Origin of the sequence: Xanthomonas campestris pv. phormiicola (assembly GCA_025666215.1) — a bacterium.
GTDB classification, from domain to species: Bacteria; Pseudomonadota; Gammaproteobacteria; order Xanthomonadales; family Xanthomonadaceae; genus Xanthomonas_A; species Xanthomonas_A campestris_A.
In genome coordinates, this window is record CP102593.1 from 3,742,267 (window position 1) to 3,765,894 (window position 23,628).

The 23,628-nt window shown below is 63.8% G+C and carries 20 protein-coding genes and 1 tRNA gene; 12 read left to right on the top strand and 9 right to left on the bottom strand.

The features are described from left to right. The first annotated feature begins 23 nt into the window (after positions 1-23). The 7 genes from NRY95_15510 to NRY95_15540 all read left to right on the top strand — a co-directional run bounded on the left by NRY95_15510 (position 24) and on the right by NRY95_15540 (position 7,896). The gene (locus NRY95_15510) at positions 24-1,301 is read left to right on the top strand and encodes an aminotransferase class V-fold PLP-dependent enzyme (protein UYC15129.1); all 1,278 of its coding nucleotides are present in this window, start codon (positions 24-26) and stop codon (positions 1,299-1,301) included. Further along, positions 1,298-1,738, top strand: coding sequence for a RidA family protein (locus NRY95_15515; GenBank protein UYC15130.1), 441 nt, complete (start codon positions 1,298-1,300; stop codon positions 1,736-1,738). The genes NRY95_15510 and NRY95_15515 overlap by 4 nt, the downstream gene beginning before the upstream one ends. Continuing rightward, a complete protein-coding gene (locus tag NRY95_15520) occupies positions 1,735-3,438 on the top strand; it encodes a hypothetical protein (GenBank protein UYC15131.1) in 1,704 nt (567 codons plus the stop codon). Before NRY95_15515 ends, NRY95_15520 begins: the two co-directional genes overlap by 4 nt. A 25-nt stretch (positions 3,439-3,463) precedes the next feature. Then, positions 3,464-5,203 carry a peptidase M61 gene (locus tag NRY95_15525; protein UYC15132.1) on the top strand — a complete coding sequence of 580 codons (1,740 nt, stop codon included), beginning with the start codon at positions 3,464-3,466 and terminating at the stop codon, positions 5,201-5,203. Positions 5,204-6,052: 849 nt separating this feature from the next. Further along, on the top strand, positions 6,053-6,661 hold the full coding sequence (locus NRY95_15530) for a DUF4263 domain-containing protein (protein ID UYC15133.1): 609 nt from the start codon (positions 6,053-6,055) through the stop codon (positions 6,659-6,661). A gap of 58 nt (positions 6,662-6,719) precedes the next feature. Continuing rightward, positions 6,720-7,502 (top strand): DUF2971 domain-containing protein, encoded by a 783-nt coding sequence (locus tag NRY95_15535; GenBank protein ID UYC15134.1) that lies wholly within the window; start codon positions 6,720-6,722, stop codon positions 7,500-7,502. A gap of 172 nt (positions 7,503-7,674) precedes the next feature. Next, positions 7,675-7,896 (top strand): hypothetical protein, encoded by a 222-nt coding sequence (locus NRY95_15540; protein ID UYC15135.1) that lies wholly within the window; start codon positions 7,675-7,677, stop codon positions 7,894-7,896. A 384-nt stretch (positions 7,897-8,280) separates the two neighbouring features. Here NRY95_15540 and NRY95_15545 read toward each other — a convergent pair whose 3' ends face one another. From NRY95_15545 to NRY95_15575, 7 genes are all read right to left on the bottom strand, one after another. Continuing rightward, positions 8,281-9,609 carry a Fic family protein gene (locus tag NRY95_15545; protein UYC15136.1) on the bottom strand — a complete coding sequence of 443 codons (1,329 nt, stop codon included), beginning with the start codon at positions 9,607-9,609 and terminating at the stop codon, positions 8,281-8,283. Between the two features lie 538 nt (positions 9,610-10,147). Then, entirely contained in the window at positions 10,148-10,279 is a 132-nt protein-coding gene (locus NRY95_15550; GenBank protein ID UYC15137.1) for a hypothetical protein, read from the bottom strand. A 549-nt stretch (positions 10,280-10,828) separates the two neighbouring features. Then, positions 10,829-10,904: transfer RNA gene (locus NRY95_15555), tRNA-Thr, on the bottom strand. Positions 10,905-10,939: 35 nt separating this feature from the next. After that, positions 10,940-11,890 (bottom strand): 4-hydroxy-3-methylbut-2-enyl diphosphate reductase, encoded by a 951-nt coding sequence (ispH, locus tag NRY95_15560; GenBank protein UYC15138.1) that lies wholly within the window; start codon positions 11,888-11,890, stop codon positions 10,940-10,942. A gap of 7 nt (positions 11,891-11,897) precedes the next feature. Beyond that, positions 11,898-12,401: a signal peptidase II gene (lspA, locus tag NRY95_15565; GenBank protein ID UYC15139.1), complete on the bottom strand. Its 504-nt coding sequence runs from the start codon at positions 12,399-12,401 to the stop codon at positions 11,898-11,900. A 100-nt stretch (positions 12,402-12,501) separates the two neighbouring features. Next, a complete protein-coding gene (gene ileS / locus NRY95_15570) occupies positions 12,502-15,333 on the bottom strand; it encodes an isoleucine--tRNA ligase (protein ID UYC15140.1) in 2,832 nt (943 codons plus the stop codon). A gap of 6 nt (positions 15,334-15,339) precedes the next feature. Then, positions 15,340-16,338 (bottom strand): bifunctional riboflavin kinase/FAD synthetase, encoded by a 999-nt coding sequence (locus tag NRY95_15575; protein UYC15141.1) that lies wholly within the window; start codon positions 16,336-16,338, stop codon positions 15,340-15,342. Between the two features lie 623 nt (positions 16,339-16,961). Here NRY95_15575 and NRY95_15580 point away from each other — a divergent pair. From NRY95_15580 to NRY95_15595, 4 genes are all read left to right on the top strand, one after another. Further along, the gene (locus NRY95_15580) at positions 16,962-17,249 is read left to right on the top strand and encodes a transposase (protein UYC15142.1); all 288 of its coding nucleotides are present in this window, start codon (positions 16,962-16,964) and stop codon (positions 17,247-17,249) included. Positions 17,250-17,411: 162 nt separating this feature from the next. Next, positions 17,412-18,479 (top strand): radical SAM protein, encoded by a 1,068-nt coding sequence (locus tag NRY95_15585; protein ID UYC15143.1) that lies wholly within the window; start codon positions 17,412-17,414, stop codon positions 18,477-18,479. A gap of 137 nt (positions 18,480-18,616) precedes the next feature. Beyond that, entirely contained in the window at positions 18,617-19,564 is a 948-nt protein-coding gene (locus NRY95_15590) for a hypothetical protein (GenBank protein UYC15144.1), read from the top strand. Beyond that, the gene (locus tag NRY95_15595; GenBank protein ID UYC15145.1) at positions 19,564-19,977 is read left to right on the top strand and encodes a PH domain-containing protein; all 414 of its coding nucleotides are present in this window, start codon (positions 19,564-19,566) and stop codon (positions 19,975-19,977) included. The genes NRY95_15590 and NRY95_15595 overlap by 1 nt, the downstream gene beginning before the upstream one ends. 417 nt (positions 19,978-20,394) lie before the next feature. On the opposite strand, the gene murJ is transcribed toward NRY95_15595, so the two are convergent. Further along, the gene (gene murJ, locus NRY95_15600) at positions 20,395-21,987 is read right to left on the bottom strand and encodes a murein biosynthesis integral membrane protein MurJ (protein UYC18601.1); all 1,593 of its coding nucleotides are present in this window, start codon (positions 21,985-21,987) and stop codon (positions 20,395-20,397) included. A gap of 116 nt (positions 21,988-22,103) precedes the next feature. On the opposite strand from murJ, the gene rpsT reads away from it, so the two are divergent. Continuing rightward, positions 22,104-22,376 (top strand): 30S ribosomal protein S20, encoded by a 273-nt coding sequence (rpsT, locus tag NRY95_15605; GenBank protein UYC15146.1) that lies wholly within the window; start codon positions 22,104-22,106, stop codon positions 22,374-22,376. Positions 22,377-22,500: 124 nt separating this feature from the next. Here the strand turns inward: rpsT and obgE are convergent, their stop codons facing one another. Then, positions 22,501-23,571, bottom strand: coding sequence for a GTPase ObgE (gene obgE, locus NRY95_15610; GenBank protein ID UYC15147.1), 1,071 nt, complete (start codon positions 23,569-23,571; stop codon positions 22,501-22,503). Positions 23,572-23,628: the final 57 nt, after the last annotated feature.

A 23,628-nucleotide genomic window follows, 5' to 3' on the forward strand; every position in this document is an offset into this window, starting at 1 on the left:
CCCTCGCCTGCTGGAACGCCACCATGGACACGCGCCCGCCCCGTTTCGATCCCACCCGCCGGCAACTGCTGGCCGCGGCCGGCGCGCTGCCGCTGTCGGCCGCGCTGTCCGGCATCGCCGGCCAGGCCAGCGCCGCCACGCCGCCACCGTCCACGCCCGCACGCGGCCTGCAAGGCCTCAACCAGGCCTTCGAGATCGCCGGCTGCTATCTCAACGGCGCCTACATGCATCCGCTCAGCCGTGCCGCGGCACAGGCGCAGCGCGGCTTCCTCGATGCGCGGCTGATGAACGCCGGTGCCGACAAGGTCGACATGGGCGGCGACCGCGAACGCGCGATGGCCGCGCTGGGTCGGCTGCTGCATGCCGACCGCGACGAACTGGCGTGGATTCCCAGCACCATGTTCGGCGAGAACCTGGTGCTCAACGGCCTGGGCATTCCGCACAGCCGCCAGCGCGTGGTCACCGACGCCTACCACTTCAACGGCTCGCTGTTCATGTACATGGAGCTGGCCAAGCGCGGCCTCGATGTGCAGGTGGTGCGCCCGCGCGACAACCGCATCCGCCTGGAGGACCTGGACAAGGCGATCACCCCCGGCACGTGCCTGGTCGCGCTGACCCTGGTGTCCAGCGTCAACGGTTTCCAGCACGACCTCAAGGCGGTCTGCGACCTCGCCCACAGCCGCGGCGCGCTGGTCTACGCCGACCTGATCCAGGCCGCCGGCAACACCCCGATCGACCTGCACGGCAGCGGCGTGGATTTCGCCGCCAGCTCCACCTACAAATGGCTGATGGGCGACTTCGGCCTGGGCGTGCTGTACGCGCGCCGCGCCAGCCAGGACGCCTTGCAGCAGATCGTCTGGGGTTACCGCCAGGAAGGCGACACCGTCTCGCACCTGCTGCCGTTCGACCCGCCCGGCGAGCCGCCGCTGCAGACGCAGGCGATCGGCGGCCTGGCCGGCAAGATCGAAGTCGGCACGCTCAACAACTCGGCCGCCGCCGCGCTGGCGAGTTCGCTGGAGCTGATCGAACGCATCGGCGTAGATGCCATCCACGCATGGCGCCAACCCTTGCTGGCGCGCCTGCACGCCGCGATCCCGCGGCTGGGCTTCGACGCGATGACCCCGCCCGATTCCAGCTCCGCGCTGGTGTCCTTCGCCCAGCGCGACGTCGGCAAGCGGCTGGCGCCGAAGCTGAAGGCGGCCGGCGTCGAAGTCACCCTGTACCGCAACTATTTCCGCGTGTCGCCGTCGTTCTACAACGGCAGCGACGATGTCGAACGCCTGATCGAGGCCCTGTCATGAAACGACTTACATTGTTGCTGTGTGCACTACTGCCGTGGACCGCACAGGCCGCGCCGGCAGCGTTGCACCACTACGGCACCGCGCCCGGCGCGCCGTTCTCGGCCGCGGTGCGTGCCGGCGACACGCTCTACGTCTCCGGCCAGATCGGCAGCGCCGCGCAGGGCGGATTGCCCGAGGATTTCAGCGCCCAGGCCAACAACGCGCTGGACAACGTCGCCAGCGCCCTGGCCCTGGCCGGCGCCGGCATGGACGACGTCGCCAAGTGCACGGTGATGCTGACCGACATGGCGCAATGGCCCGCGTTCAACGCCCTGTACGTGCGCCGTTTCAAACCCGGCCACCTGCCCGCACGCAGCGCCATCGGCGCCAACGCCCTGGCGCTGGGCGCCAAGGTGGAAATCGAATGCATCGCCTACCTGCCCCAGGCCACACCATGACCGCACGCACCTGCCGCTGGCTCCCCCTCGCCCTGTTGCTGACGCCGGCCTGCGCCGCGCTCGCTGCCGAACCGCCCACGGCCCCGGTGCCGCTGGACGTGGTGCTCACGCCCAAGGCCGACGCCGGCCGGATCGGCACGCTGCAAGTGCATCTGCATCTGCCTGCGCCGAAGGTCGCCGCCGGCGCGCCATTGCTGCGCATGCCGGTGGAACTGGTGTCCACCCCGACCGCCGCCTACCGCGCCGAACAGATCCAGGTACGCGACGCGCGCGGCGCCTTGCCGCTGCGCGCCGAAGACGAAGCGCCCGACTCGTCCGGCAGGTACCGCAACTACCTGGCCACCCGCGCCAGCGCCGGCGACGTCGAGGTCGACTACGCCACGCCGCCGCGCGCGGTCGATGCCGACACCCGCAACGGCCCGCTGTTCGACCTGCGCGCGCAGGACGGCGGCCTGATGGGCGCCGGCGTCTATTTCATGGCGTTGCCGCCGGGCGAGGCGCCGCGCCGGATCCACCTGCGCTGGAACCTGAGCGCGCTGCCGGCCGGCGCACGCGGCGTGTGGAGCGTCGGCGAAGGCGAACAGCGCGCCACCGCGCCGAGCGACCTGCTGCGCTTCTCCTACTACGCCGTCGGCACGATGCAGCGGGTGCCGGAAAACGACGACGACGTCTTCCATTTCTACTGGATGGACACCCCGCCGTTCGACGCGCACGTGCTGGCCCAGCAGACCGGCCAGCTGTACCGCTACATGGCGCGCTTCTTCGGCGACGACGGCTCGGACTATCGCGCCTTCGCCCGCCGCAATCCGTATCCGGCCGGCGGCGGCACCGGCCTGGCGCACTCCTTCATGTTCGGCTACGGGCCGCAGGGCCAGACCATCGCCGAGGGCCCGCAGGCGCTGCTGGCGCACGAGATGGCGCACACCTGGCCCAAGCTCGACGGCGAAGAGCACGCGCTCACCGCCTGGTACACCGAAGGCACCGCCGAGTTCTATTCGCTGCTGCTGTCGCTGCGCGCCGGGGTCTACGCCAAGGACGCCTTCCTGCAGGCGATCAACCACCGTGCCGACGGCTACTACGACAACCCGTTGCGCGCGCTCGACAACACGGCCGCCGGCGAACGTTTCTGGAAGGACGCGCGCGCCCAGCGCGTGCCGTACGGCCGCGGCTTCATGTACCTGGTGAGCGTCGATGCGCAGTTGCGCCAGCACGGCCGGCAGGCGCATTCGGTGGACGACCTGGTCCTGGAAGTGCTCAAGCGGCAGCGCGCCGGCGAGACCATCGGCGTGCCCGAATGGCGCGCGATGGTGGTGCGCGAACTCGGCGCCGACGCCGGCAGCGCGTTCGACGCGATGGTCGCCGGCAAACTGATCGTGCCGGCCGCCCCGGCATTCGGCTGCTACCGCGTGGTGCCGGCGCCGCACCAGCCGTTCGAGCTCGGCTTCGATCGCATGCGCATGGGCGTGGTCAAGAACCTGCTGCCCGATTCGACCGCCGCCCGTGCCGGCGTGCAGGAAAACGACCGCATCGTCGACTACACCCCGCTGGAACAGGCGATGGCCGACGAGCACGCGCACATGCAGCTGAAACTGGAGCGCGACGGCAAGCCGGTGCAGGTGGACTACCTGCCGCGCAGCGCGCGCGTGGATGCCTGGCGCTTCGCCGTCGATCCGGCGCTGGCCGCGCGCTGTTCGCCCTGATCCCCACCTGCCGCGACCCTTGCCGATGAAGATGCCACGCCAACGCTGCCTGTTCCTCGCCCTCGCCGCGGCCGCGTCTCCGGCCCTGGCCGCGACCGATGCGCCCTACGCGATCACCATCCATGCGCAGGCGGACGCCGCCGGCAGCAGGATCGAGGCACTGCTGGTGGACGAAGCCATCCCGCTGCCGGCCACACCGGCCGGCACCACCGTGCTGGCGATGCCGCACGTCACCAGCAACGTGCCCACCATCGCCGGCAGCGTCGACGAACTGGCCGCGCGCGACGACCGCGGCGCCGTGCAACTGCGCTATCGCGACCAGGGCGAAGGCCCGGTGCGGCAGCGCCAGTGGTACGCCGATCGCGACGTCGCCGGCATCCTGCGCTTTTCCTACCGTGCGGCGATGACCGAAGCGCTGGCCGCGCGCGGCGCCGCGCCGCCGATCGAACTGCGCAGCGAGGAAGGCGCCTTCTCCGGCGCCGGCGCCACCTTCCTGCTGCATCCGACCAGCGGCCGGCACGACATCGAACTGCACTGGGAGCTGTCCGCACTGGGCGCGGGCGCGCATGCCGTGAGCAGCCTGCAGGGCCGCAACGCCCGCGACGTCGACATGGAAGCGCTGGACAGCAGCTACTTCATGGCCGGCAAGATCGGCCTGTACCCGCGGGCGCCCGACGCCACCGGCTTCTTTTCCGCCTGGCAGGGCAACACCCCGTTCGACGCGCAAAAATTGCTGGCCTGGACCCAACAACTGCGCCAGCACTACCAGGCCTTCTTCGCCGTGCCGGCCACACCCTACGGCGTGTTCCTGCGCCGCAACCGGGTCAACCCCGGCGGCGGCATGGGCATGTACAACTCCTTCGTCGTCACCTACGACGACGACCGCGGCAACGACCCGCAACAGCTGGAACTGACCCTCGCCCACGAGATGTTCCACACCTTCCAGCCGCACATGAGTTCGCAGTACGACGGCGAAAGCCTCGCCGACGCCTGGTTCAACGAAGGCACGGCGGTGTTCTACCAGGCGCGCCTGCCGTTCCGCTACGGCATGATCGATGCCGATGCGTTCCTGAAAGACCTCAACTTCGCTGCCGCCCGCTATTACACCAACCTCCTCGGCAACGCCCCAAACAGCGAAGTGTCCGCGAAGTTCTGGCAGGACACCCGCATCCGCACCCTGCCCTACGACCGCGGCTTCCTGTATTTCGTCACCGTGGACGACGCGCTGCGCAAGGCCAGCGGCGGCCGCAAATCGCTGGACGACCTGATCCTGGCGATGCTGCACCGTCGGCAAGGCGACAAGTCGCTCGGCATCGCCGACTGGGAAGCGCTGCTGCGCGACAACCTCGGCGAGGACGCGGTCGAGCAACTGCACGCCATGCTCGACGGCGCCGCACCGCTGCCCGCCAGCGACGCCTTCGGCCCCTGCTTCGAACGCATCTCCCAGCCCATGCGCCGCTACGAACTCGGCTTCGCCCCCGCCGTGCTGACCGAATCCCCGCGCATCGTCCGCGACCTGATCCCCGGCTCGGCCGCCGCCAAGGCCGGCGTGCGCAATGGCGACGCGATCACCCGCCCGGTCGGCCAGGATCAGCTGCAGGGCGAACAGGACGGCACCCTCACCCTGCAGCTGTTGCGCGACGGCAAGCCGCTGACGGCCTCGTACAAGCCGCGCGGGGAAACCGTGGCGACTTGGCAGTGGAAGCGCAAGCAGGACGTTGCGGAAGCCACGTGCTCGCTGCCTGCCACCGCTCAGGCGCAATGACCGACAGGCTCCCTCCCCGGCCAAACGCCTGACGCAATTGCCGATGGTCCGGCGAATACTTCATCTTACTCACGGCCCAACTTCTCAAAAATCGGACTCTCCCGAAATCCCAGGGCGGTTCACAGACCAAAAGGGGCTGGGTGTTGGGCCACAAGACCAACAATGCACGCCAGCTTGAGCCCAATAATCTCCCTATCGAGGCACTAGTCTTCTCTTCTGACTGATCGGATACGCGGCCAAGAACGCGCCATTCGGTACATCTGGATGGTGCTGCATCAAAAATTTGTCTACGAATTAAGGCCGCCGGCGGCTTCGCCGAGCTGCCTCAACTTGTGACGATGCTCAACAAGTGGTAGCGTCGGCTTGATCGGGGATGCACTGGGAATGGCCGTGGGGTTATGCGCAAGGATTCCGCGACAGCGCGACTCGCGAAAGATCGGACCTGAAATCCATGCTGCGCCGAAAGGTAGCGAAATAGATTCGCTATACACCTTTTTCACACACCATTTTATCGTCAAATAATATTTAGGGCGCAGGGTGAAGAATGGGCGCATCAATTAGAGAAGAACTAGAAAGATCGAATGTAAAAGAGCATGTCAGTCATAGCAATCTCTATAAAGTTACGGCCGCGGTTCAAGCAGAAAAAAAGGAATCAACCCGAAAGACCCCATGCAGACCGAGCAGAAGAAAGCATTGCGGCAAGTACAAAGAACTTGCTAAAAATGAGGATTGCAAAGTAAGTGAATGTCAATACGTAAAGAAATCCAGAATCTAGGCTGCGGCCTATCAATTCATCCAAGCCGAACATGCTTCTCGTGTCGACTTAATTCAGGCGTTAGGGCCAAGATCATGCCTTTCAATACTCTAAAACAACTCGTAGCCGCTAACTCGGGCGAAAACGATATTCAGAATCACCTTAAGGCCAACCTGCACCTTATCGGTAGATCTTGCACATATACGCCTATTGGAGATGAGTATTTAGCGTTCTCTGAATTTGAGATACAGCGAGGAAAAGTTGACTTCTGTGTATTTGCAGATCGATCGCGCATGGCGGTAGTGCTAATTGAAGTCAAAGGAGCAGACTTCTCTTTCCTGAACCAAGACGGCTCAATCAATGCACTGATTAGCGAGGCTGCACGCCAAATCAGAGAGCGAGTTGAGTACGCCATGACCGATCAATTCAGACAGGAGGCACATGAAATTCGGCGCCTTACGTTACTTGACAGAAGTCCCTTCAACCACGTCAAAGGGCCAGCAGGCCTCCCTGAAGTCGACCCCGGCAAACCACTTCAGATTCGGAGTCTTGTCATAGGCGGATTCACTCGAGATGACACCGAGGAGAGTCGTGAACGAAACCGCCTTGAACGCCACGACCCGAAGACTCGATTCGAGTCCTGGAATAGCTGGATACGCAAGAACGGTGATATTGGTGGCTCATTAAAAAATGCTGGGCACTAATAATTCATTGAAGCCCACGCCGCTTCGCGGCGCGGCTTAATTCAGGCGTCAGGTTGCCATGACAGATTTCACGCAAAAGAGGGAGTTGCTTCTTGCGGCAATTACAGCTGGGAAGTACCCCCGTCACCTCTATAAGTATCGAAACGACTCGATTTATACGGATTCAATATTTAAAGATTTAACAATGTGGTTTTCTGCACCGCAGTCGTTCAATGATCCTTTTGATTGCAATCTATCTGAGATCTCCTATCATACCCAAGATGAGGCAAATCAATTCCTAAAGCATATTCTAGAAGGCCAGACCGATCGAGAAATATTGCTATTAATAGGAACAACTATTGCAGAGGCGGAGAGATCCCTAGCTTCATCAAAAGAAGCTATCCTTTCCAAGACAGGAATTCTTTGCCTCTCAAAGAAATTCGAAAACGTACTAATGTGGTCTCATTACACAAACTCCCACAAGGGACTTGTCATAGAGCTAGATCTGGTTCATGACTTGGACTTTTTCTTATCTCCTATTCAAGTTCGCTACACTGACGCCTACGAACCAACGAACTACTTCAAAGATCAACACTCAGCAATCAGTCAGATAATTTCAACGAAATCATCTTGTTGGAGCTATGAAGAAGAGGTCAGAATTGTAAAGAACAATGTAACTGGGTCCGTATTTTTAAATCCCAAGGCAATTCGTCGCGTGATCTTTGGTTGCAGATCAGATGCTGACTTCATTTCAAGAATTCGAGGACTCTGTTCCGTTCCCGAACTTGAGCATGTTTTGTTTTCTCAGCTTAAGAGTTCATACGGGAAGTTTGCTCTTGAAATCTCGGATCTGGCAACCTAGCAATTCAAGCCGACGTCGCTTGGCGACGCGGCTTAATTAAAACGCCAGGCCCCTCCCTCGGGCAACAACGGGGCCATAGGAAATATCCATTTAAAGCACATATTTCCTCTGGCCCCGTTATTGCCGCATCGTCCGCGAGCTGATCCCCGGCTCGGCCGCCGCCAAGGCCGGCGTGCGCAATGGCGACGCGATCACCCGCCCGGTCGGCCAGGATCAGCTGCAGGGCGAACAGGACGGCGTCCTTACCCTGGAGTTGCAGCGCGACGGCAAGGCGTTGAGCGTTACCTACAAACCGCGGGGGGAGACCGTGGCGACGTGGCAGTGGAAGCGCAAGCAGGGCGTCAGGGAAGCCACTTGCTCGCTGCCTGCCACCGCCCAGGCGCATGACCGATAGGCTGTGTAACCGGAGTCCATCTCTGCCTGGACTGCCTCCATAGGCCAATGAGGATGGAAGTTTCCATGGCAATCGGAACCTGCCCAAAACGAACTGGAACAATACCCCAAAAAACTCCGGCCAAAGCCAGGGGTTTTTCCCTGGAACTGGTGCCGGAAACAGGATGCGAATCCCCTTTGGGACGCAAGGCTTTCCGGGCGCTGCGGGGGAATTTCTGCTCAGGCCACGTACGGCCGCAGCGCAACCCACGGCCCGCCAGTTTCCGATCCACTCTCTTCTGATCCAGTTCTAGCGCAGCCAGGTAAGATGTATCTGTATGGCGCGGCCCGTGATTGCTAGCGGGCCTTAGAAAACATGCGCCGCTGAAAAGTTCTGGGCCTTGTGCTACGCGCCCAGAATGCGCGACAACCCGACTGCCGGCATGTACTCGAAAGCACGGCCGATGCGCTGCTTATGGAGAAGGCCAGCCGCTACCAGGGAGTTGAGATCTCCGAGCGCCGTGGGATAGGTGATCGTGTGCGCCGATTGATGGCTCGCGATGGTATATGGACGGTCTGGGTCTTTCAGAGCATTTGCCAATAGTGCGCGCTGTCGATGGTTCAACACCATGCCGTTGACTTTCGCGGTTCGCAGAACACGTCGCGCCACACGGTCCTCTTCATGTTTCTTTGCAATGTAAGCGTGCAGGGCCTGAATGGACTGCTCAATTGCTTCCAATTGCTGGCTCACGAAGTAACTGAGGTCGACCCCGTCGCTCTCGGTATAAAGATAGGCCCGCATGTACTTCCCAGGGGACTTCTTCAAGACGCTTGAGATCGACAGATACTCGGTCAACCAGTAGCCAGAGTTCATCATGCTCCAGTAGAACAACGCTCTCGCAGTTCTGCCATTTCCGTCCACGAATGGATGGTCGTAACCCATCTGAAAGTGGATTGCGATCGCGCGGACAACTGGGTGCACGAATGATTCGCCAACGTCCTCATTGGCGAAGGTGCACAAACGCTCCATTCGCTCAGGCACTTCGGCAGCAGGGGGGGGGACGTGGAGCAACGTTGGCGGAGACCCTCGGTCGTAGATCACCACGTTGTCTCCCGCCGTCCTGTACCTTCCACAATCGCCGCCGCTCTCCAGAGTTCCATCCGTGAGTATGCTGTGTAGCTCCAGAATCTCTTCCGGGGTAATGGGCCTCTTCCCACGCTCCCGAATCATGTTCATTGCGACGTAGTTGTTGTAGATCATCCGCTCGGACTGATCGCGTGGCGCACGCCCGGTCGCAAGCATCTCTTTTGCTATGGCACGCGTCGTGGCGGCACCTTCAAGTTGTGACGAGGTCATTGCCTCCTCAATCAGCGAGCGGATCAGAAATCGGCCCTGGCCTGCGCCGTCTTCCATTCCCTTGATAGCGCCAGCCGCTTCGCGATCTATGTAGTGCAGTCGCCGGTGCATGGTGTCCGTGAGCGACACAGCAAATTTCGAGCCCGTCTTGTCTAGAAGCTCAACTGGCCTAGCGAGCGCGTTGCGGATCGTTTTGATGCCGAACCACCATTCCTCGGATGTCAGTCCGGATGGCGGGGTGCGGTGCCGAAGCTTGTCCCAATGTTCGTAGTTCCCGTTCACCTCCGGACCTATATTCATCCGGAATACCTCGTACCATCTCGAAGGGTTGTGCGTCATGAGATCCCAGACGACAGGTGGCGGCACAGGCAGCTTCATCTCTGTTTGCTATAAAAAGGCACCTATTCTTTATAGCAAATTGCTACTGAGATTTCAGTGGTCGCTCTAGCGAGGCCCTACAGCCATGAAAATCCACGCTGTCCGCACGTCAGACGCATCCGTCCAGCATCGTCACATCACAATAAGCGCATGATTTTCATGGCTTCAGTGATCACCCCCATTCCGCCTATGCTGCAACGGCGCGTTCGGTCGTGGCCGGCCGCGCGACCTCCGGCTCCGGTTCGTCGGTGATCGCAGCGAACGACAGCAGGTCCGGCTCGAGGCGGCGGGATCAGTCCAGCGGGACCAGAGACAGGCGAGCAGCATCGGGGGACCGCTGCGCGGCACGAACTCCAGGCGCTGATTCTCAACGTCGATCTCGACGTTCTCGTAGAACCGGCCACGATCAGCCCGTGGCGTAACCGAACGGCCGGCACCAGAAACCCTTCGAGTTGTCGCGCCTAGCGTTGTAGGTGCCGGGGAACTTCCGCTCGTACAGCGCCGGCGTGCCGGCTTGGCCACTGGTAGCGCATCGGCTTCACCACGCACTGGCCGTTCTCGACCACCAGGACACGCCGAGGAAGATGCGGTTGTCGTCGACACCGCGCACGCCCTTCGGCACATCCAGACGCCGCTGGGCATGCTGGATCTTGTTCGTGCCGATGCGCACCCTCGCGGGTCTTCTTGGTTTCCTTCTGTTGCAGCGCCCGCTCGGCGTCACCGACGCGCCGCCTGTGATCGAAAATTTCGCGCGTCAGGGCGCCGGCCTCGGGTGCATAGGCTTGCCGGATGTTCTTCTTCAGCTCCGGCGGCCCGCGCTTGGGTCGTGCTGCAGCGCCTTCAGTCGGATCAGCTCCCAATGGGATCCGTCGCGCTCCGGCGCCACTATCGCTGTAGCGCTGCATGGCGTCGCTGCAGGTCTTGCCCGGCAGCTTCATGCCACGCAGCTCGGCCTAGCGCTTCAGCGCCCACCAGGCGGCCTCCTTGCGTGTCTGCTTCGTCGCCGAGTCGCGAACGCCGTTGACCAAGACCTGGACCCGGCACTGGATTTCCGGATGCTCGCCATGCCCCCCATCGCATGGGAAGTTTTTGGGGAGTGGAAGCGGACAATCGCGGGCAAATCATGGCAGCGCCGAGAAACGAAAACGCCCGAAACCGTTGCGGCCCGGGCGCTTCGTTGTGAATCGTGGCGATGCCGCAAGCCGTCGGATTCGGGGCCTGGTGCCGGAAATAGGAATCGAACCTACGACCTACGCATTACGAATGCGCCGCTCTACCAACTGAGCTATTCCGGCTGAACCGCCAATTCTAGGGGCGCGCCGGGCGCCGGTCAATTGACCAGGCGCAGGCGCAGCTCCTTGGGCAGGGCGAACACCATCGACTCCGGTTCGCCGGCCAGTTCGCCGACGCCGTCGGCGCCCAGTTCGCGCAGCCGCGCGATGACCCCGTCCACCAGCACCTGCGGCGCCGAGGCGCCGGCGGTCAGGCCGATGCGGCGCTTGCCGGCGACCCAGGCCGGGTCGATCTCCTCGGCGCCGTCGATCAGGTAGGACTCCACCCCGTCGCGCCGCGCCAGCTCGCTGAGCCGATTGGAATTGGAGCTGTTCGGCGAACCGACCACCAGCACCAGGTCGCACTGCCTGGCCAGGTCGCGCACCGCGTCCTGGCGGTTCTGGGTGGCGTAGCAGATGTCGTCGTTCTTCGGCCCCTGCATCGCCGGGTAGCGCGCGCGCAGCGCGTCGATGATGCCGCGGGTGTCGTCCACCGACAGCGTGGTCTGGGTGGTGTAGGCCAGATTCTCCGGCTGCTGGATCTCCAGCGTGGCGACCTGCTCGATGTCCTCGACCAGATAGATGCGCCCGGCGCCGCGTTCGCGGTTCCACTGGCCCATCGTGCCCTCCACCTCGGGGTGGCCGGCATGGCCGATCAGCACCACGTCGCGGCCGGCGCGGCAGTGCCGGGCCACTTCGAAATGGACCTTGGTGACCAGCGGGCAGGTCGCGTCGAACACCTTCAGCCCGCGCCGCTCGGCTTCATGCCGCACCGCCTGGGACACGCCGTGGGCGCTGAAGATGACCGTGTTGCCGTCGGGCACCTCGTCCAGTTCCTCGACGAAGATCGCGCCGCGCTGCTTCAGGTCGTCGACCACGAAGCGGTTGTGCACCACTTCGTGGCGCACGTAGATCGGCGCGCCCAGAATCTCGATGGCGCGCTTGACGATCTCGATCGCACGGTCGACGCCGGCGCAGAAACCACGGGGATTGGCGAGCAGGACGTCCATTCCCTAATTATCCCGCTTTTCGCTTCGGCTTGCCGTCGAACACGCCGAACAGGGCGATGCCCACGGCGCCGGCGACGATCGCCGAGTCGGCGATGTTGAACGAGGGCCAGTAGTGGTCGCCCACGTACCACTGGATGAAATCGACCACGTGGCCGTGCATCAGCCGGTCGATCACGTTGCCGATCGCCCCGCCGATGACCAGGGCGTAAGGCATTGCGCTACGCCAGTCGCCGCGCGGGGTGCGCGCCAGCCACCAGGCCAGCAGGCCGCTGATGCCCACCGCCAGCGCGGTGAAGAACCACAGCTGCCAGCCGCCGGCCTGGCTCAGGAAACTGAACGCGGCGCCGGTGTTGTAGGTCCGGTACCAGTTCCAGAAGCCGTCGATCACCGGCACCGCGGTGAACTCGGGCAGGCTGGACAGCACCCAGGCCTTGCTCCACTGGTCCAGGCCGATCACCAGCGCGGACAGCAGCAGCCAGATCAGGGCGGAGGGGTTGGGTCGTACGGTCATGCGCGGGATCCGCCTTGGGCGAAGGGTGGGTGTGAAAGACAGCGACACGGCGGGAGCCATGACGGCGACGGCGAACGCCTCGCCGCCGCGCAGGAACGGATCAGAACCAGGTGCGCTCCTCGCCCGGCCCGGCGATGTTGTTGACGCAGCGGCCGCACAGTTCCGGGTGCTCCGGATCCACGCCCACGTCGGCACGGTGGTGCCAGCAGCGCACGCACTTCTGCTTGCTGGTGGCCTGGGCGCTGACGAAGATCTCGTCGGTGCTGGCCTCGCGCACCACCACGTCGCCACTGATGAACAGGAAGCGCAGTTCCTCCTGCAGCGGCTGCAGCTTGGCGGCGGTGGCCGCGTCGGCGGCGACGGTGATCTCCGCCTCCAGCGCCGCGCCGATCACGCCGTTGCCGCGCATCGGCTCCAGCACCTTGGCCACCTGCTCGCGCAGCGCCAGCAACTGCTCGAAATCGGCCGCGCTCAGCGGCGCATCTTCCGGCAGCGGCGCCAGGCCTTCGTACCAGGTCGCGAACAGCACGTTGCCGACATGCGCACCGGGCAGGTAGCCCCACAGTTCGTCGGCGGTGAAGCTCATGATCGGCGCGATCCAGCGCACGAACGCCTCTGCGACATGGAACATCGCGCTCTGCGCCGAACGCCGGCCGTGCGAGTCCTCCGGCATCGTGTACAGCCGGTCCTTGGTCACGTCCAGGTACAGCGACCCCAGGTCCACGCTGCAGAAGTTCAGCAGCGCCTGCACGATCGCGGCGAAGTCGTAGCGCGCGTAGGCGGTCTTGATCTGCTCCTGCACCTCGTAGGCGCGATGCACGATCCAGCGGTCCAGCGCCACCAGCTCCGGCAGGGTGCGCAGGTGCGCGGCCGGATTGAAGCCATGCAGGTTGCCGAGCAGGAAGCGCGCAGTGTTGCGCAGGCGCCGGTAGGCGTCGGAATTGCGCTTGAGGATCTCCTGCGACAGCGACATCTCGTTGCTGTAGTCGCTGGAGGCGATCCACAGCCGCAGGATGTCCGCGCCCAGCGTCTTCATGATGTCCTGCGGCTCGATGCCGTTGCCCAGCGACTTGGACATCTTGCGGCCGTGCTCGTCCACGGTGAAGCCGTGGGTCAGGCACTGCCGGTACGGCGCCGCCTGGTCCAGCGCCACGCCGGTCAGCAGCGAGGACTGGAACCAGCCGCGATGCTGGTCCGAACCTTCCAGGTACAGGTCGGCCGGCTTGGGAATGCCGCGCTCGGCCAGCACCGCCTCGTGGGTCACGCCCGAATCGAACCACACGTCGAGGATGTCGGTGATCTTGTCGTAGTCGGCGGCTTCGTCGCCGAGCAGTTCGGCGGCATCGAGCGTGTACCACACGTCTACCCCGCTCTCCTCGACGCGGTCGGCGACCTGGCGCATCAGTTCGGTGCTGCGCGGATGCGGCTCGCCGGTCTCGCGGTGCACGAACAGCGCGATCGGCACGCCCCAGGTGCGCTGCCGGGAGATGGTCCAGTCCGGGCGCCCGGCGACCATGCCGGCGATGCGCGCCTGGCCCCAGGACGGATACCAGTGCACGCCCTCGATCGCCTTCAGCGCGTCGGCGCGCAGGTTGGCCTGCTCCATCGAGATGAACCACTGCGGGGTGGCGCGGAACGCGATCGGGGTCTTGTGCCGCCAGCAGTGCGGGTAGCTGTGGACCATGCTCGCGTGCGCCAGCAGCGCGCCGCGCGCGGCGAGCACCTCGGCGATGGTGTCGTTGGCCTTCCAGATGTGCAGCCCGGCCAGCGCCACGCCGTCGGCCGGCGGGGTCGACGGCAGGTACACGCCGCGGCCGTCGATCGGGTTGATCTGCGCGGCGGTGTAACGCTCGATCAGGCCGTACTGTTTGGCGGCCACATAGTCTTCCTGGCCGTGCCCGGGCGCGGTGTGCACCGCGCCGGTGCCGTCCTCGTCGGAGACGTGGTCGCCCAGGATCAGCGGGATGTCGCGCTCGTCGTAGAACGGATGCGCCAGCAGCTGGTGCTCCAGCGCCGCGCCGGCGACGCGGCCGTGCACCACCACCTCGGTGACGCCGTAGCGTTGCAGCGCGCGCTCGGCCAGCGCATCGGCCAGCACCAGCCAGCGGCGACGGCCGTCGTGGGCCGGGCCTTCGACCAGGGCGTAGCGCAGGTCCGGCCCCAGCGACACCGCCAGCGAGGCCGGCAGCGTCCACGGCGTGGTGGTCCAGATCGGCACCGCGACTTCCACATCCTCCGGCAGCGCGACGCCGAACGCGGCCGCCAGCGCCGCGCCGTCGCGCGCGGTGTAGGCCACGTCCACGGTCGGCGACTGCTTGTCGGCGTATTCGATCTCCGCCTCGGCCAGCGCCGAGCCGCAATCGAAGCACCAGTGCACCGGCTTCACGCCGCGGGTCAGGTGGCCGTTGTCGACGATCCGGGCCAGCGCGCGCATCTCGTTGGCTTCGAAATGGAAGTCGAGCGTGCGGTACGGGTTGTCCCAGTCGCCGATCACGCCCAGGCGCTTGAAATCGCGGCGCTGGATGTCGATCTGCTCGTTGGCGTACTCGCGGCACTTCTGCCGGAACTGCGCCGCATCCAGCTTGACCCCGACCTTGCCGTACTTCTTCTCGATCGCGATCTCGATCGGCAGGCCGTGGCAGTCCCAGCCCGGGATGTACGGCGCATCGAAGCCGGCCAGGTACTTGGACTTGACGATGATGTCCTTGAGGATCTTGTTGACCGCATGGCCGAGGTGGATCGCGCCGTTGGCGTACGGCGGGCCGTCGTGCAGCACGAACAGCGGCCGGCCCTGGGCGTTGTCGCGCAACTGCGCGTACAGCCCCTCGCTCTCCCAGCGGGCCAGCGTGTCCGGCTCGCGCTTGGGCAGATCGCCGCGCATCGGGAAGTCCGTCGCCGGCAGGTTGAGGGTGGCTTTGTAGTCCTGGGTCACGGGGATTTACCGGTTGTCTTCAGTGGAGAGTCCGCGCGCGGAGGCGCGGGCTTGTGCGGGCGGCAGCGCGGGGCGCTGCGCGGACGCGAGCAGGCGCCGGGCCAGCGCGGCGTCGCGGTGCATCTGTTCGGTCAGCGCCGGCAGATCGGAGAACTTTTCTTCGTCGCGCAACTTGGCGACGAATTCCACGGCGATGTGGCGTCCGTACAGGTCGCCGTGGAAATCGAACAGGTGCGCTTCCAGCAGCGGCTCCACGCCCTGCACCGTCGGCCGCGTGCCGAAGCTGGACACCGACGGCCACGGCTGCTCGGTCACCCCGTGCACCCAGGTCGCGTAGATGCCCGACAGCGCCGGCGTGCGCGGAAACCGCAGATTCGCGGTGGGATAGCCGAGGGTGCGTCCGAGCTGCTTGCCGCGCACCACGCGGCCGTCGATCGCGTACGGGCGGCCGAGCAGTTCGGCGGCATGGGCGAATTCGCCGGCCACCAGCAGTTCGCGGATCCGGGTGCTGGAAATGCGTTCCTCGCGCAGGTGCACCGGCTCGATCTCGCCGGCGGAAAAGCCCAGGTGCGCGCCCATCTCGCGCAGCAGCGCGATGTCGCCGCCGCGCTTGTGGCCGAAACGGAACGCCGGGCCGATCCACACCTCGCGCGCCTGCAGCCGATCGACCAGGGTGCGCTGCACGAAGTCCTGCGCGCTCATCGACGACAGGCGCAGGTCGAAGCGCAGCAGGCCCACGCTGTCCACGCCGAGCTGCTGCAGGCCTTCGACCTTGGCCCGCGGCAGGGTCAGCCGCGGCGGCGGCGCGGCCGGCGCGAAGAACTCGCGCGGTAGCGGCTCGAAGCTCAACGCCACCGCCGGCACACCCAGCGCGCGGGCACGCGCCAGCGCATGGCGCACCAGCGCGCGGTGGCCCAGATGCAGGCCATCGAAGGCGCCGATGCAGACCACGCTTCCCTGCGGGAACAAAGTCCCGCCCTCGACGTCTCTAAACAGCCTGCTCATTCCTCGGTCCGAAGCGCCGACGCTGGAATGCGCCGGCCGATGATGCGTAACCGTCGAGTATAGCGGCTGAGGCAGCGGCCTGGGCCTGGGCCTGGGCCTGGGCCTGGGGCCTGGGCCTGGGCCTGGGCCTGGGCCTGGGCCTGGGGCCTGGGCCTGGGCCTGGGCCTGGGGCCTGGGCCTGGGCCTGGGCCTGGGCCTGGGGCCTGGGCCTGGGCCTGGGCCTGGGCCTGGGCCTGGGCCTGGGCCTGGGCCTGGGCCTGGGCCTGGGCCTGGGCCTGGGCCTGGGCCTGGGCCTGGGCCTGGGCCTGGGCCTGGGATTGGGATTGGGATTGGGATTGGGATTGGGATTGGGATTGGGATTGGGACTGGGACTGGGACTGGGACTGGGGGATCCCAGAGAAAGAAGATAGGCCCCTCCAAAGATCGAAACCGACTTATGAAATAGCAGACGACGGCGATGGCTGCTTATCATGCGCAGGATTCGAGCAGCATCTTCGGCCGACGCACCAAAACGTGTTCCTGCCGAGGGTGGAGCGGACCGTGCCATGGCCATCGCTATGCATTGGGTCTAGCCGCGCTATCCAAAGGCTGGCAATGGCCGGCCACCGATCGATTTGGAACGCATGCTGCGGATGTACTTCGTGCAGCACTGGCTCGATCTGGGCGATGAGGCCTGCGAGAAAGCGCTGCTGGACAGCACGGCACTGCAACGGCTCGTAGGGACCGACCTAGGCCGGGAGCGCGTGCCGAGCTCGAAATCGCGAACTGGAGAAGAACACGAACTGCAGCTTCGTCGTGCGGCTTGGCCAAACCTGCACCTGGCGCATGCGCATTTGAAGAGATCGTTGCACATGAGGTGCAACAGCGAACCGGAGCGTCCAAAAAAGTCTGTAACGACTGTCAATCGCTGACCCACTCACGCCCCGCACCGGATACTCATGATCACTATCCAGCCCGAATACATGATAAGCGTCTCACTATCGACACCCTTCAAACTTGACCACGACACCACCTAGTGCTATCAACGCGAGCGTCGAAAGGAATGGAAATTATGACTAAGGAATGGAAATCTCATGACTGAGGCAAAGGCTCATAGCGCTCGCCTGATTGATCCGCAGACCTTGACGATTCTGTGCACATACACTTGCACCGCTGCATGCAGGCAATGCTGCTTCGAATCAAGTCCCAAAGTAGTAGGAAGGCTCGATCGCGAAGTGCTTCTGGCTCGCATCAAAGAAGCCAAGAGCAAGTTCCAGAACCTCAAGATAGTTGTATTCAGCGGTGGCGAGGCTACGCTTCTGAAAGAGGACCTTTATGAAGCCGCTGCCTTGTGCACGAGCTTAGGGCTCTTGACACGCATAGTTTCGAACGGCTCTTGGGGCAAGACAGCACGATCTGCCAATAATGTTGCTTCGAGGCTAGCGGCTTCAGGCCTCTCAGAACTCAACATCAGCACCGGAAAAGATCATCAGGAATTTGTCTCTCAGGACTGCGTCATCAACGCAGCCCAAGCAGTCAGCGGCCGCATGATTCCCACACTGATTACCGTCGAGGCTGACGAAGAAAAAAACATGCACTATCGCCATCTGGCGTCGGATCCGCGAGTACAGAAGTTGCTTAGGGGAGGATTTCTACGCATTCAGTCCAACAGTTGGATGCCCTTTCACAACGATGCCGACGAGCGCGACCAGGAGATCGACCACGAAAGCCTGAGAAATGGCTGCGACCAGATCTTCTCAAACGTCGTTGTCACGCCTCACGACAACCTCTCCGCATGCTGCGGGTTGACACTTGAGCATATTCCAGAGATGCGCCTAGGCCGTTGTGATGGTAGCAATATGGATGAACTCTACTACAGCCAGTCTCAAGACTTACTCAAATTCTGGATACACACGGACGGTCCATACTCGATCATCGAAAGTGTTCTAGGCAAGGAATCCGCCAAGATCCTTGATGGCGTAGTCCATATCTGCCAAGCCTGCGCAATTCTTCATAAAGATGACGAGGTAAAGCGCGCAGTGTTATCCCGCTATCGGCAGCTTGCACCGGAAGTCATGACAAGGTTCTACCTAAAGCGAGCCCTAGAAGTTTCGAGCAAAGAAATTTCGCCCAACCTAAACAAGGAAGAGGAAACCACATGAAGAGAAGGAAATTCATACAGGCCGCTCTGATTGCTCCAGCCGCTGCCACAACCACAGCTAGCGGTGCCAGCTCCGAAAGGCTCTATGGAACTCCGTTAAGCGTTCAGGCCGACGGTGGCCAAGCGGCAGCGAGATTCATGCTTCCGCTGTCGCAGACTGGCCTTCCAGCTGATTCGTGGGCAGAGTTGGCGCGAGTCTCGCAAGTCGTTGATCGCGTACTGACCTCTAGCGAAGAATCTACCCGGTTCCGTGCGTCCCCAGAGAAATTCCTTCGATCCCATGGGCTCGACGGCTCTGACAGGATACTCAATAGCGAAATCACGAGGATGCTTGCCTGCGCAAGCGACCCAGCTGTTCGGCTGACTTTAGAGAATTCAGACTGGGATGGCGCAATCAAACTCTTTAAGGCAGCAGGGCTCTTCGAGCAGCCCGACACGTCCGTGCTGACCAACCGAATTGCGACAGCACTGCAAGGGAACTACGATGAAATTGCCAAGATTCTTCGCTCAGAAGGACTGGTCACGGAAGACGAACAGGACAAGGCACTTCTGGAGCTCATCACCCACACTGCTGGCACGCCGACCGAAGACGACTTGGCGGCGCTCTACCATCTGACCTCTTCTGGGCGCGTCACACCCATGTTCTGCACAACTGTGACCGTTTGTGTTGCAGCCGTGACAGCTGGCGCCGCGGTTACAGCAGTGGTCTATCTGATGGTGGCGGTCGTTTCTGCAGCTGCCGTTCTCACTCAGGTCAGCACGTCTGGCAGTTCGCCACAACTCCCACAACTAGGTGACGACCGCGGAGGCACGTTCAATGGAAGCATGACAAAGCTTGATCCGCTCTTGGTTAGGAACAGCCAGCGCGCGCTGCGGCTTGGAGCCATCCTTGGCAACTCAGAACTTCAAACACAGGTGTATCGAGACCTGATTTCACGTGAAGTGGACGCATTCATGCGCGCCATGGCCAGTGCGGGCCTCTTCCGTTTCGACGAGACCCAACTCACAACAGCCATATCCGCAGTTCAATCCTATTCACTCAGGGTTTCTGGTCTAGCACCTGAGAGTAAGAGACGGAGCAAGTGATGACGTTTAGATCGAAAATCGACTGGTGGTTAGCGGCCATCCTGCTGGTAGTGATCGCGGTGTCTATCGTGACCATCGTAGCTGCGTCGCATGGACGATCCAATGGAGGCTTGCTAACAGCGGCAGCAGTCCTTGTTATAGGCATCGTATTGCCTGCCTGGCTGCTGCTTTCCACGGCCTACACCGTTGAATCAAAAGTCCTCATCGTTCGCAGCGGTCCGGTCAGGCAACGTATACCGCTAGATCAGATTGGTGACATAAGGCCCTCATCAAATCCGGTTTCAAGCCCAGCCCTCTCTCTTGATCGCCTTGAAATACATCATGGACAGAAGAGAACTCTGGTCTCTCCGAAAGACAAACAAGGGTTCATCAAGGCCATCCGAGACGCACAAAGAGCTTTGGGGCAACGCTGATCAAGTCTGTGCCGAGAGCGACCAAGGAGCCTCCTTCCCAGATCGTGATCGACCGCTGGAACAGCAGCCATTGGCAATGGCTGCGGATCAAGACGGATTGAGCAGCATTGCCGGCCGACGCGCCGACACGTGTTCCTGACGAAGATGGAGCAGACTTCGCCATCGTCGGCGCCATGCGCGGCGATCTAGTCGCACTAATCGGTTAGTTGCACCTAGGGCCGCAACAGCGGCCCGGAGCACCCGGGAATGGACCGGTGACGCCTGTCAAGCGTAACCCGAGGCGCGTTATGCCCTTCAAGATCACCGCCAAGTTCGGCCACGATCAGGGTGCCTTAAGCAAGAAATCCCACCAATGCCGCGCATTCGCGCAAAATCCCGAGTCCCGAGTCCCGAGTCCCGAGTCCCGAGTCCCAGCCCCTAATGCTCGCGCAGATCCCGCGGGCGGAACCCCAGCGCCAGCAACGCCAGCAGGTACACTGCCCCGCCGCCGCCGACCAGCGCCAGCAGGCTGCCGATGCGGTGCCACTTGTCCATCGTGGTGAACCCCGGCAGCCAGTGCAGGCCCAGCCCCAGCACCGCGGCCATCGCGGCGCAGGCCACGCCCAGCCGCAGCAGGTAGCCCGCCCAGCCCGGCCGCGGCCGGTACACCTCGGCGCGGCGCAGCCAGCGCCACAGCAGCGACAGGTTGATGTAGCTGGCCACCGCGCTGGCCAGGCCCAGCGCCAGGTGCAGGCCCGGCACCGCCGCCAGCGCCGCGCGCACGCCCTGCGCGCGCAGCTCGGCCGGCACCCACAGCTGGTACAGGATCGCCAGGAACAGCAGGTTCAGCACCATGTTCGCGACCAGCGCGACCACGCCGGCGCGCACCGGGGTGCGCGTGTCCTGGCGCGAGTAGAACGCCGGCAGCAGCACCTTCAGCAGCGCGTACGCGGGCAGGCCGAAGCTCAGCCCGAACACCGACATCGCCGCCATGCGCGTGTCGAACGCGGTGAACTTGCCATACTGGAACAGCGTGGCCACCAGCGGCTGGCTCAGCAGCATCAGCCCCAGCATCGCCGGCACCGAGATAAGCAGCGTGATGCGCAGACCCCAGTCCAGCGCATTGGAGAACCCGGCATGGTCGGTCTTGACGTGGTGCCGCGACAGCGCCGGCAGGATCACCGTGCCCAGCGCCACGCCGAACACGCCCAGCGGCAGCTCCAGGAAGCGGTCGGCCTGCGACAGCCAGCTCTGCGAGCCGGCGAACAGGAACGAGGCGATCACCGTGTCCAGCAGCAGGTTGATTTGCGCGATCGAGGAGCCGAACAGGGTCGGCACCATCAGCTTGAGCACCCGGCGCACGTCCGGATGGCTCCAGCCCCAGCGCGGCAGGGTCAACAGGTCGATGCCGCGCAGCGCCGGCAGCTGGAACAGCAGCTGCAGCGCGCCGGCAACCAGTACCCCCCAGCCCACCGCCAGGATCGGCACCTCCAGCTTCGGCGCCAGCCACAACGCGCCGGCGATCATGCACAGGTTGAGGATCACCGGGGTCAGCGCCGGCAGGCCGAAGCGGTTGAAACTGTTCAAGGCGCCGCCGGCCAGCGCGGTCAGCGACACGAACAGCAGGAACGGGAAGGTCAGCCGCAGAAGATCCACGATCAGGCCGAACTTGGCCGGATCGTGGCTGGCGCCGGGATTGAACAGCAGCGCCACCTGCGGGGTGAAGATCAGCCCCAGCGCGGTGACCAGCAGCAGGATCCCGCCCAGGGTGCCGGACACCCGCGACATCAGCGCGCGCAGGTCGGCATGCGGCCGGGTTTCCTTGACCTCGGTGAACACCGGCACGAAGGCGGTGGCGAACGAGCCCTCCGCGAACAGCCGGCGCAGGAAGTTCGGAATGCGGAACGCGACCCAGAAAGCGTCAGTGATCGCGTTGGTGCCGAACGAAATGGTGATAGCCTGATCGCGTACCAGCCCCAGCACGCGCGAGACCATGGTCATGCTGCTGAACGAGAGCAGCCCGCGGGACATGCGCGGCGTGCTCATGCAGCGACCCTCTTGACAATTGGCTTGACGCAGTTGTTTAGAACCTTCATACTCTCCCGCTTGTTTTTATCCACCACACAGCTTTCCAGGAAACCACCACCGTGGCCAATATCAAGTCCGCCAAGAAGCGCGCCAAGCAGACCGTCGTGCGCAACGCGCGCAACACGGCTCAGCGTTCGATGCTGCGCACCGCCGTCAAGAAGGTCATCAAGGCCCTGGACGCCAACGACGCCGCCGGCGCCGAAGCCGCTTTCGCCGTTGCCCAGCCGATCCTCGACCGTTTCAGCTCGCGCGGTCTGATCCACAAGAACAAGGCTGCGCGCCACAAGAGCCGCCTGACCGCCCGCATCAAGGCGATCAAGACCGCCGCCTAACCGGCTGTGGTCGTTGCCGGAGGCGCCAGCGCTTCCGGCACTACGAAAAAGCCCGGCCTCGGCCGGGTTTTTCGTGTGCGTGCGATCCGTTGGCGACAACCGTGCGCCGGACCGGCCGCCGCGCTCAGAGCGCATCGGCGGCAGGCGCATTGGCGGCCGCCTCCAGCGCATCCTCGCGCTGGCGGTCGAAGAACGCCATCACGTCCTTCATGATCGGCCAGGTGCCGTCGCGGCCCAGCGCCGACACCAGGTACCACGGCTGGGTCCAGCCGAGTTCGGCGACGACCTGCTCGGCCAGCGTGCGCGCCTCGTCCTCGAACAGCAGGTCGGCCTTGTTCAGCACCAGCCAGCGCGGCTTGGCCAGCAGCTCCGGGTCGTGCTTTTCCAGCTCGCGCTCGATCGCGCGCACCTGCTCGGTCGGCGACACGCCATCCACGCCGCCTTCCATCGGCGCCAGATCCACCAGGTGCAGCAGCAGACGCGTGCGCTGCAGATGGCGCAGGAACTGCGCGCCCAGGCCGGCGCCGTCGGCCGCGCCCTCGATCAGGCCCGGAATGTCGGCGATCACGAAGCTGCGATAGGCCTCGACGCTGACCACGCCCAGGTTCGGATACAGCGTGGTGAACGGATAGTCGGCGACCTTCGGCGTGGCCGCGGACACCGCGCGGATGAAGGTGCTCTTGCCGGCATTGGGGAAGCCGAGCAGGCCGACGTCGGCGAGCAGCTTCAGCTCCAGCTTCAGCACGCGCTCCTCGCCCTCCTCGCCCGGCGTCGCCTTGCGCGGCGCGCGCGTCACCGAACTCTTGAAATGCATGTTGCCCAGGCCGCCCTTGCCGCCCTGCGCGACCAGCAGCTTGTCGCCGTGCGCGACCAGGTCGCCGATGGTCTCGTCGGTATCGACGTTGATCACCACGGTGCCGACCGGCACGGTGATGACCAGGTCTTCGCCGGCCTTGCCGTACATCTGCCGGCCCATGCCGTTCTCGCCGCGCTGCGCACGGAACGCGCGCTGGTGGCGGAAATCGACCAGGGTATTGAGGTTCTCGTCGGCGACCAGCCACACGCTGCCGCCGTTGCCGCCATCGCCGCCGTCCGGCCCACCGAGCGGGATGAACTTCTCGCGGCGGAAGCCGATGCAGCCGTTGCCGCCATTGCCGGCACTGACCTGGATTTCTGCTTCGTCTACGAGTTTCATGAATTTACAACCGGGAATGGGGAATGGGGAATCGAGAATCGGAAAAGCCAACCGGCG

What these genes read in the sequence shown, in the direction of transcription:
- NRY95_15510 (UYC15129.1), top strand. Translation starts at nt 24, where the DNA reads ATGGACACGCGCCCGCCCCGTTTCGATCCCACCCGCCGGCAACTGCTG.
- NRY95_15515 (UYC15130.1), top strand. Translation starts at nt 1,298, where the DNA reads ATGAAACGACTTACATTGTTGCTGTGTGCACTACTGCCGTGGACCGCA.
- NRY95_15520 (UYC15131.1), top strand. Translation starts at nt 1,735, where the DNA reads ATGACCGCACGCACCTGCCGCTGGCTCCCCCTCGCCCTGTTGCTGACG.
- NRY95_15525 (UYC15132.1), top strand. Translation starts at nt 3,464, where the DNA reads ATGAAGATGCCACGCCAACGCTGCCTGTTCCTCGCCCTCGCCGCGGCC.
- NRY95_15530 (UYC15133.1), top strand. Translation starts at nt 6,053, where the DNA reads ATGCCTTTCAATACTCTAAAACAACTCGTAGCCGCTAACTCGGGCGAA.
- NRY95_15535 (UYC15134.1), top strand. Translation starts at nt 6,720, where the DNA reads ATGACAGATTTCACGCAAAAGAGGGAGTTGCTTCTTGCGGCAATTACA.
- NRY95_15545 (UYC15136.1), bottom strand. Translation starts at nt 9,609, where the DNA reads ATGAAGCTGCCTGTGCCGCCACCTGTCGTCTGGGATCTCATGACGCAC.
- ispH (UYC15138.1), bottom strand. Translation starts at nt 11,890, where the DNA reads ATGGACGTCCTGCTCGCCAATCCCCGTGGTTTCTGCGCCGGCGTCGAC.
- lspA (UYC15139.1), bottom strand. Translation starts at nt 12,401, where the DNA reads ATGACCGTACGACCCAACCCCTCCGCCCTGATCTGGCTGCTGCTGTCC.
- NRY95_15575 (UYC15141.1), bottom strand. Translation starts at nt 16,338, where the DNA reads ATGAGCAGGCTGTTTAGAGACGTCGAGGGCGGGACTTTGTTCCCGCAG.
- NRY95_15580 (UYC15142.1), top strand. Translation starts at nt 16,962, where the DNA reads ATGCTGCGGATGTACTTCGTGCAGCACTGGCTCGATCTGGGCGATGAG.
- NRY95_15585 (UYC15143.1), top strand. Translation starts at nt 17,412, where the DNA reads ATGACTGAGGCAAAGGCTCATAGCGCTCGCCTGATTGATCCGCAGACC.
- NRY95_15590 (UYC15144.1), top strand. Translation starts at nt 18,617, where the DNA reads ATGCTTCCGCTGTCGCAGACTGGCCTTCCAGCTGATTCGTGGGCAGAG.
- NRY95_15595 (UYC15145.1), top strand. Translation starts at nt 19,564, where the DNA reads ATGACGTTTAGATCGAAAATCGACTGGTGGTTAGCGGCCATCCTGCTG.
- murJ (UYC18601.1), bottom strand. Translation starts at nt 21,987, where the DNA reads ATGTCCCGCGGGCTGCTCTCGTTCAGCAGCATGACCATGGTCTCGCGC.
- obgE (UYC15147.1), bottom strand. Translation starts at nt 23,571, where the DNA reads ATGAAACTCGTAGACGAAGCAGAAATCCAGGTCAGTGCCGGCAATGGC.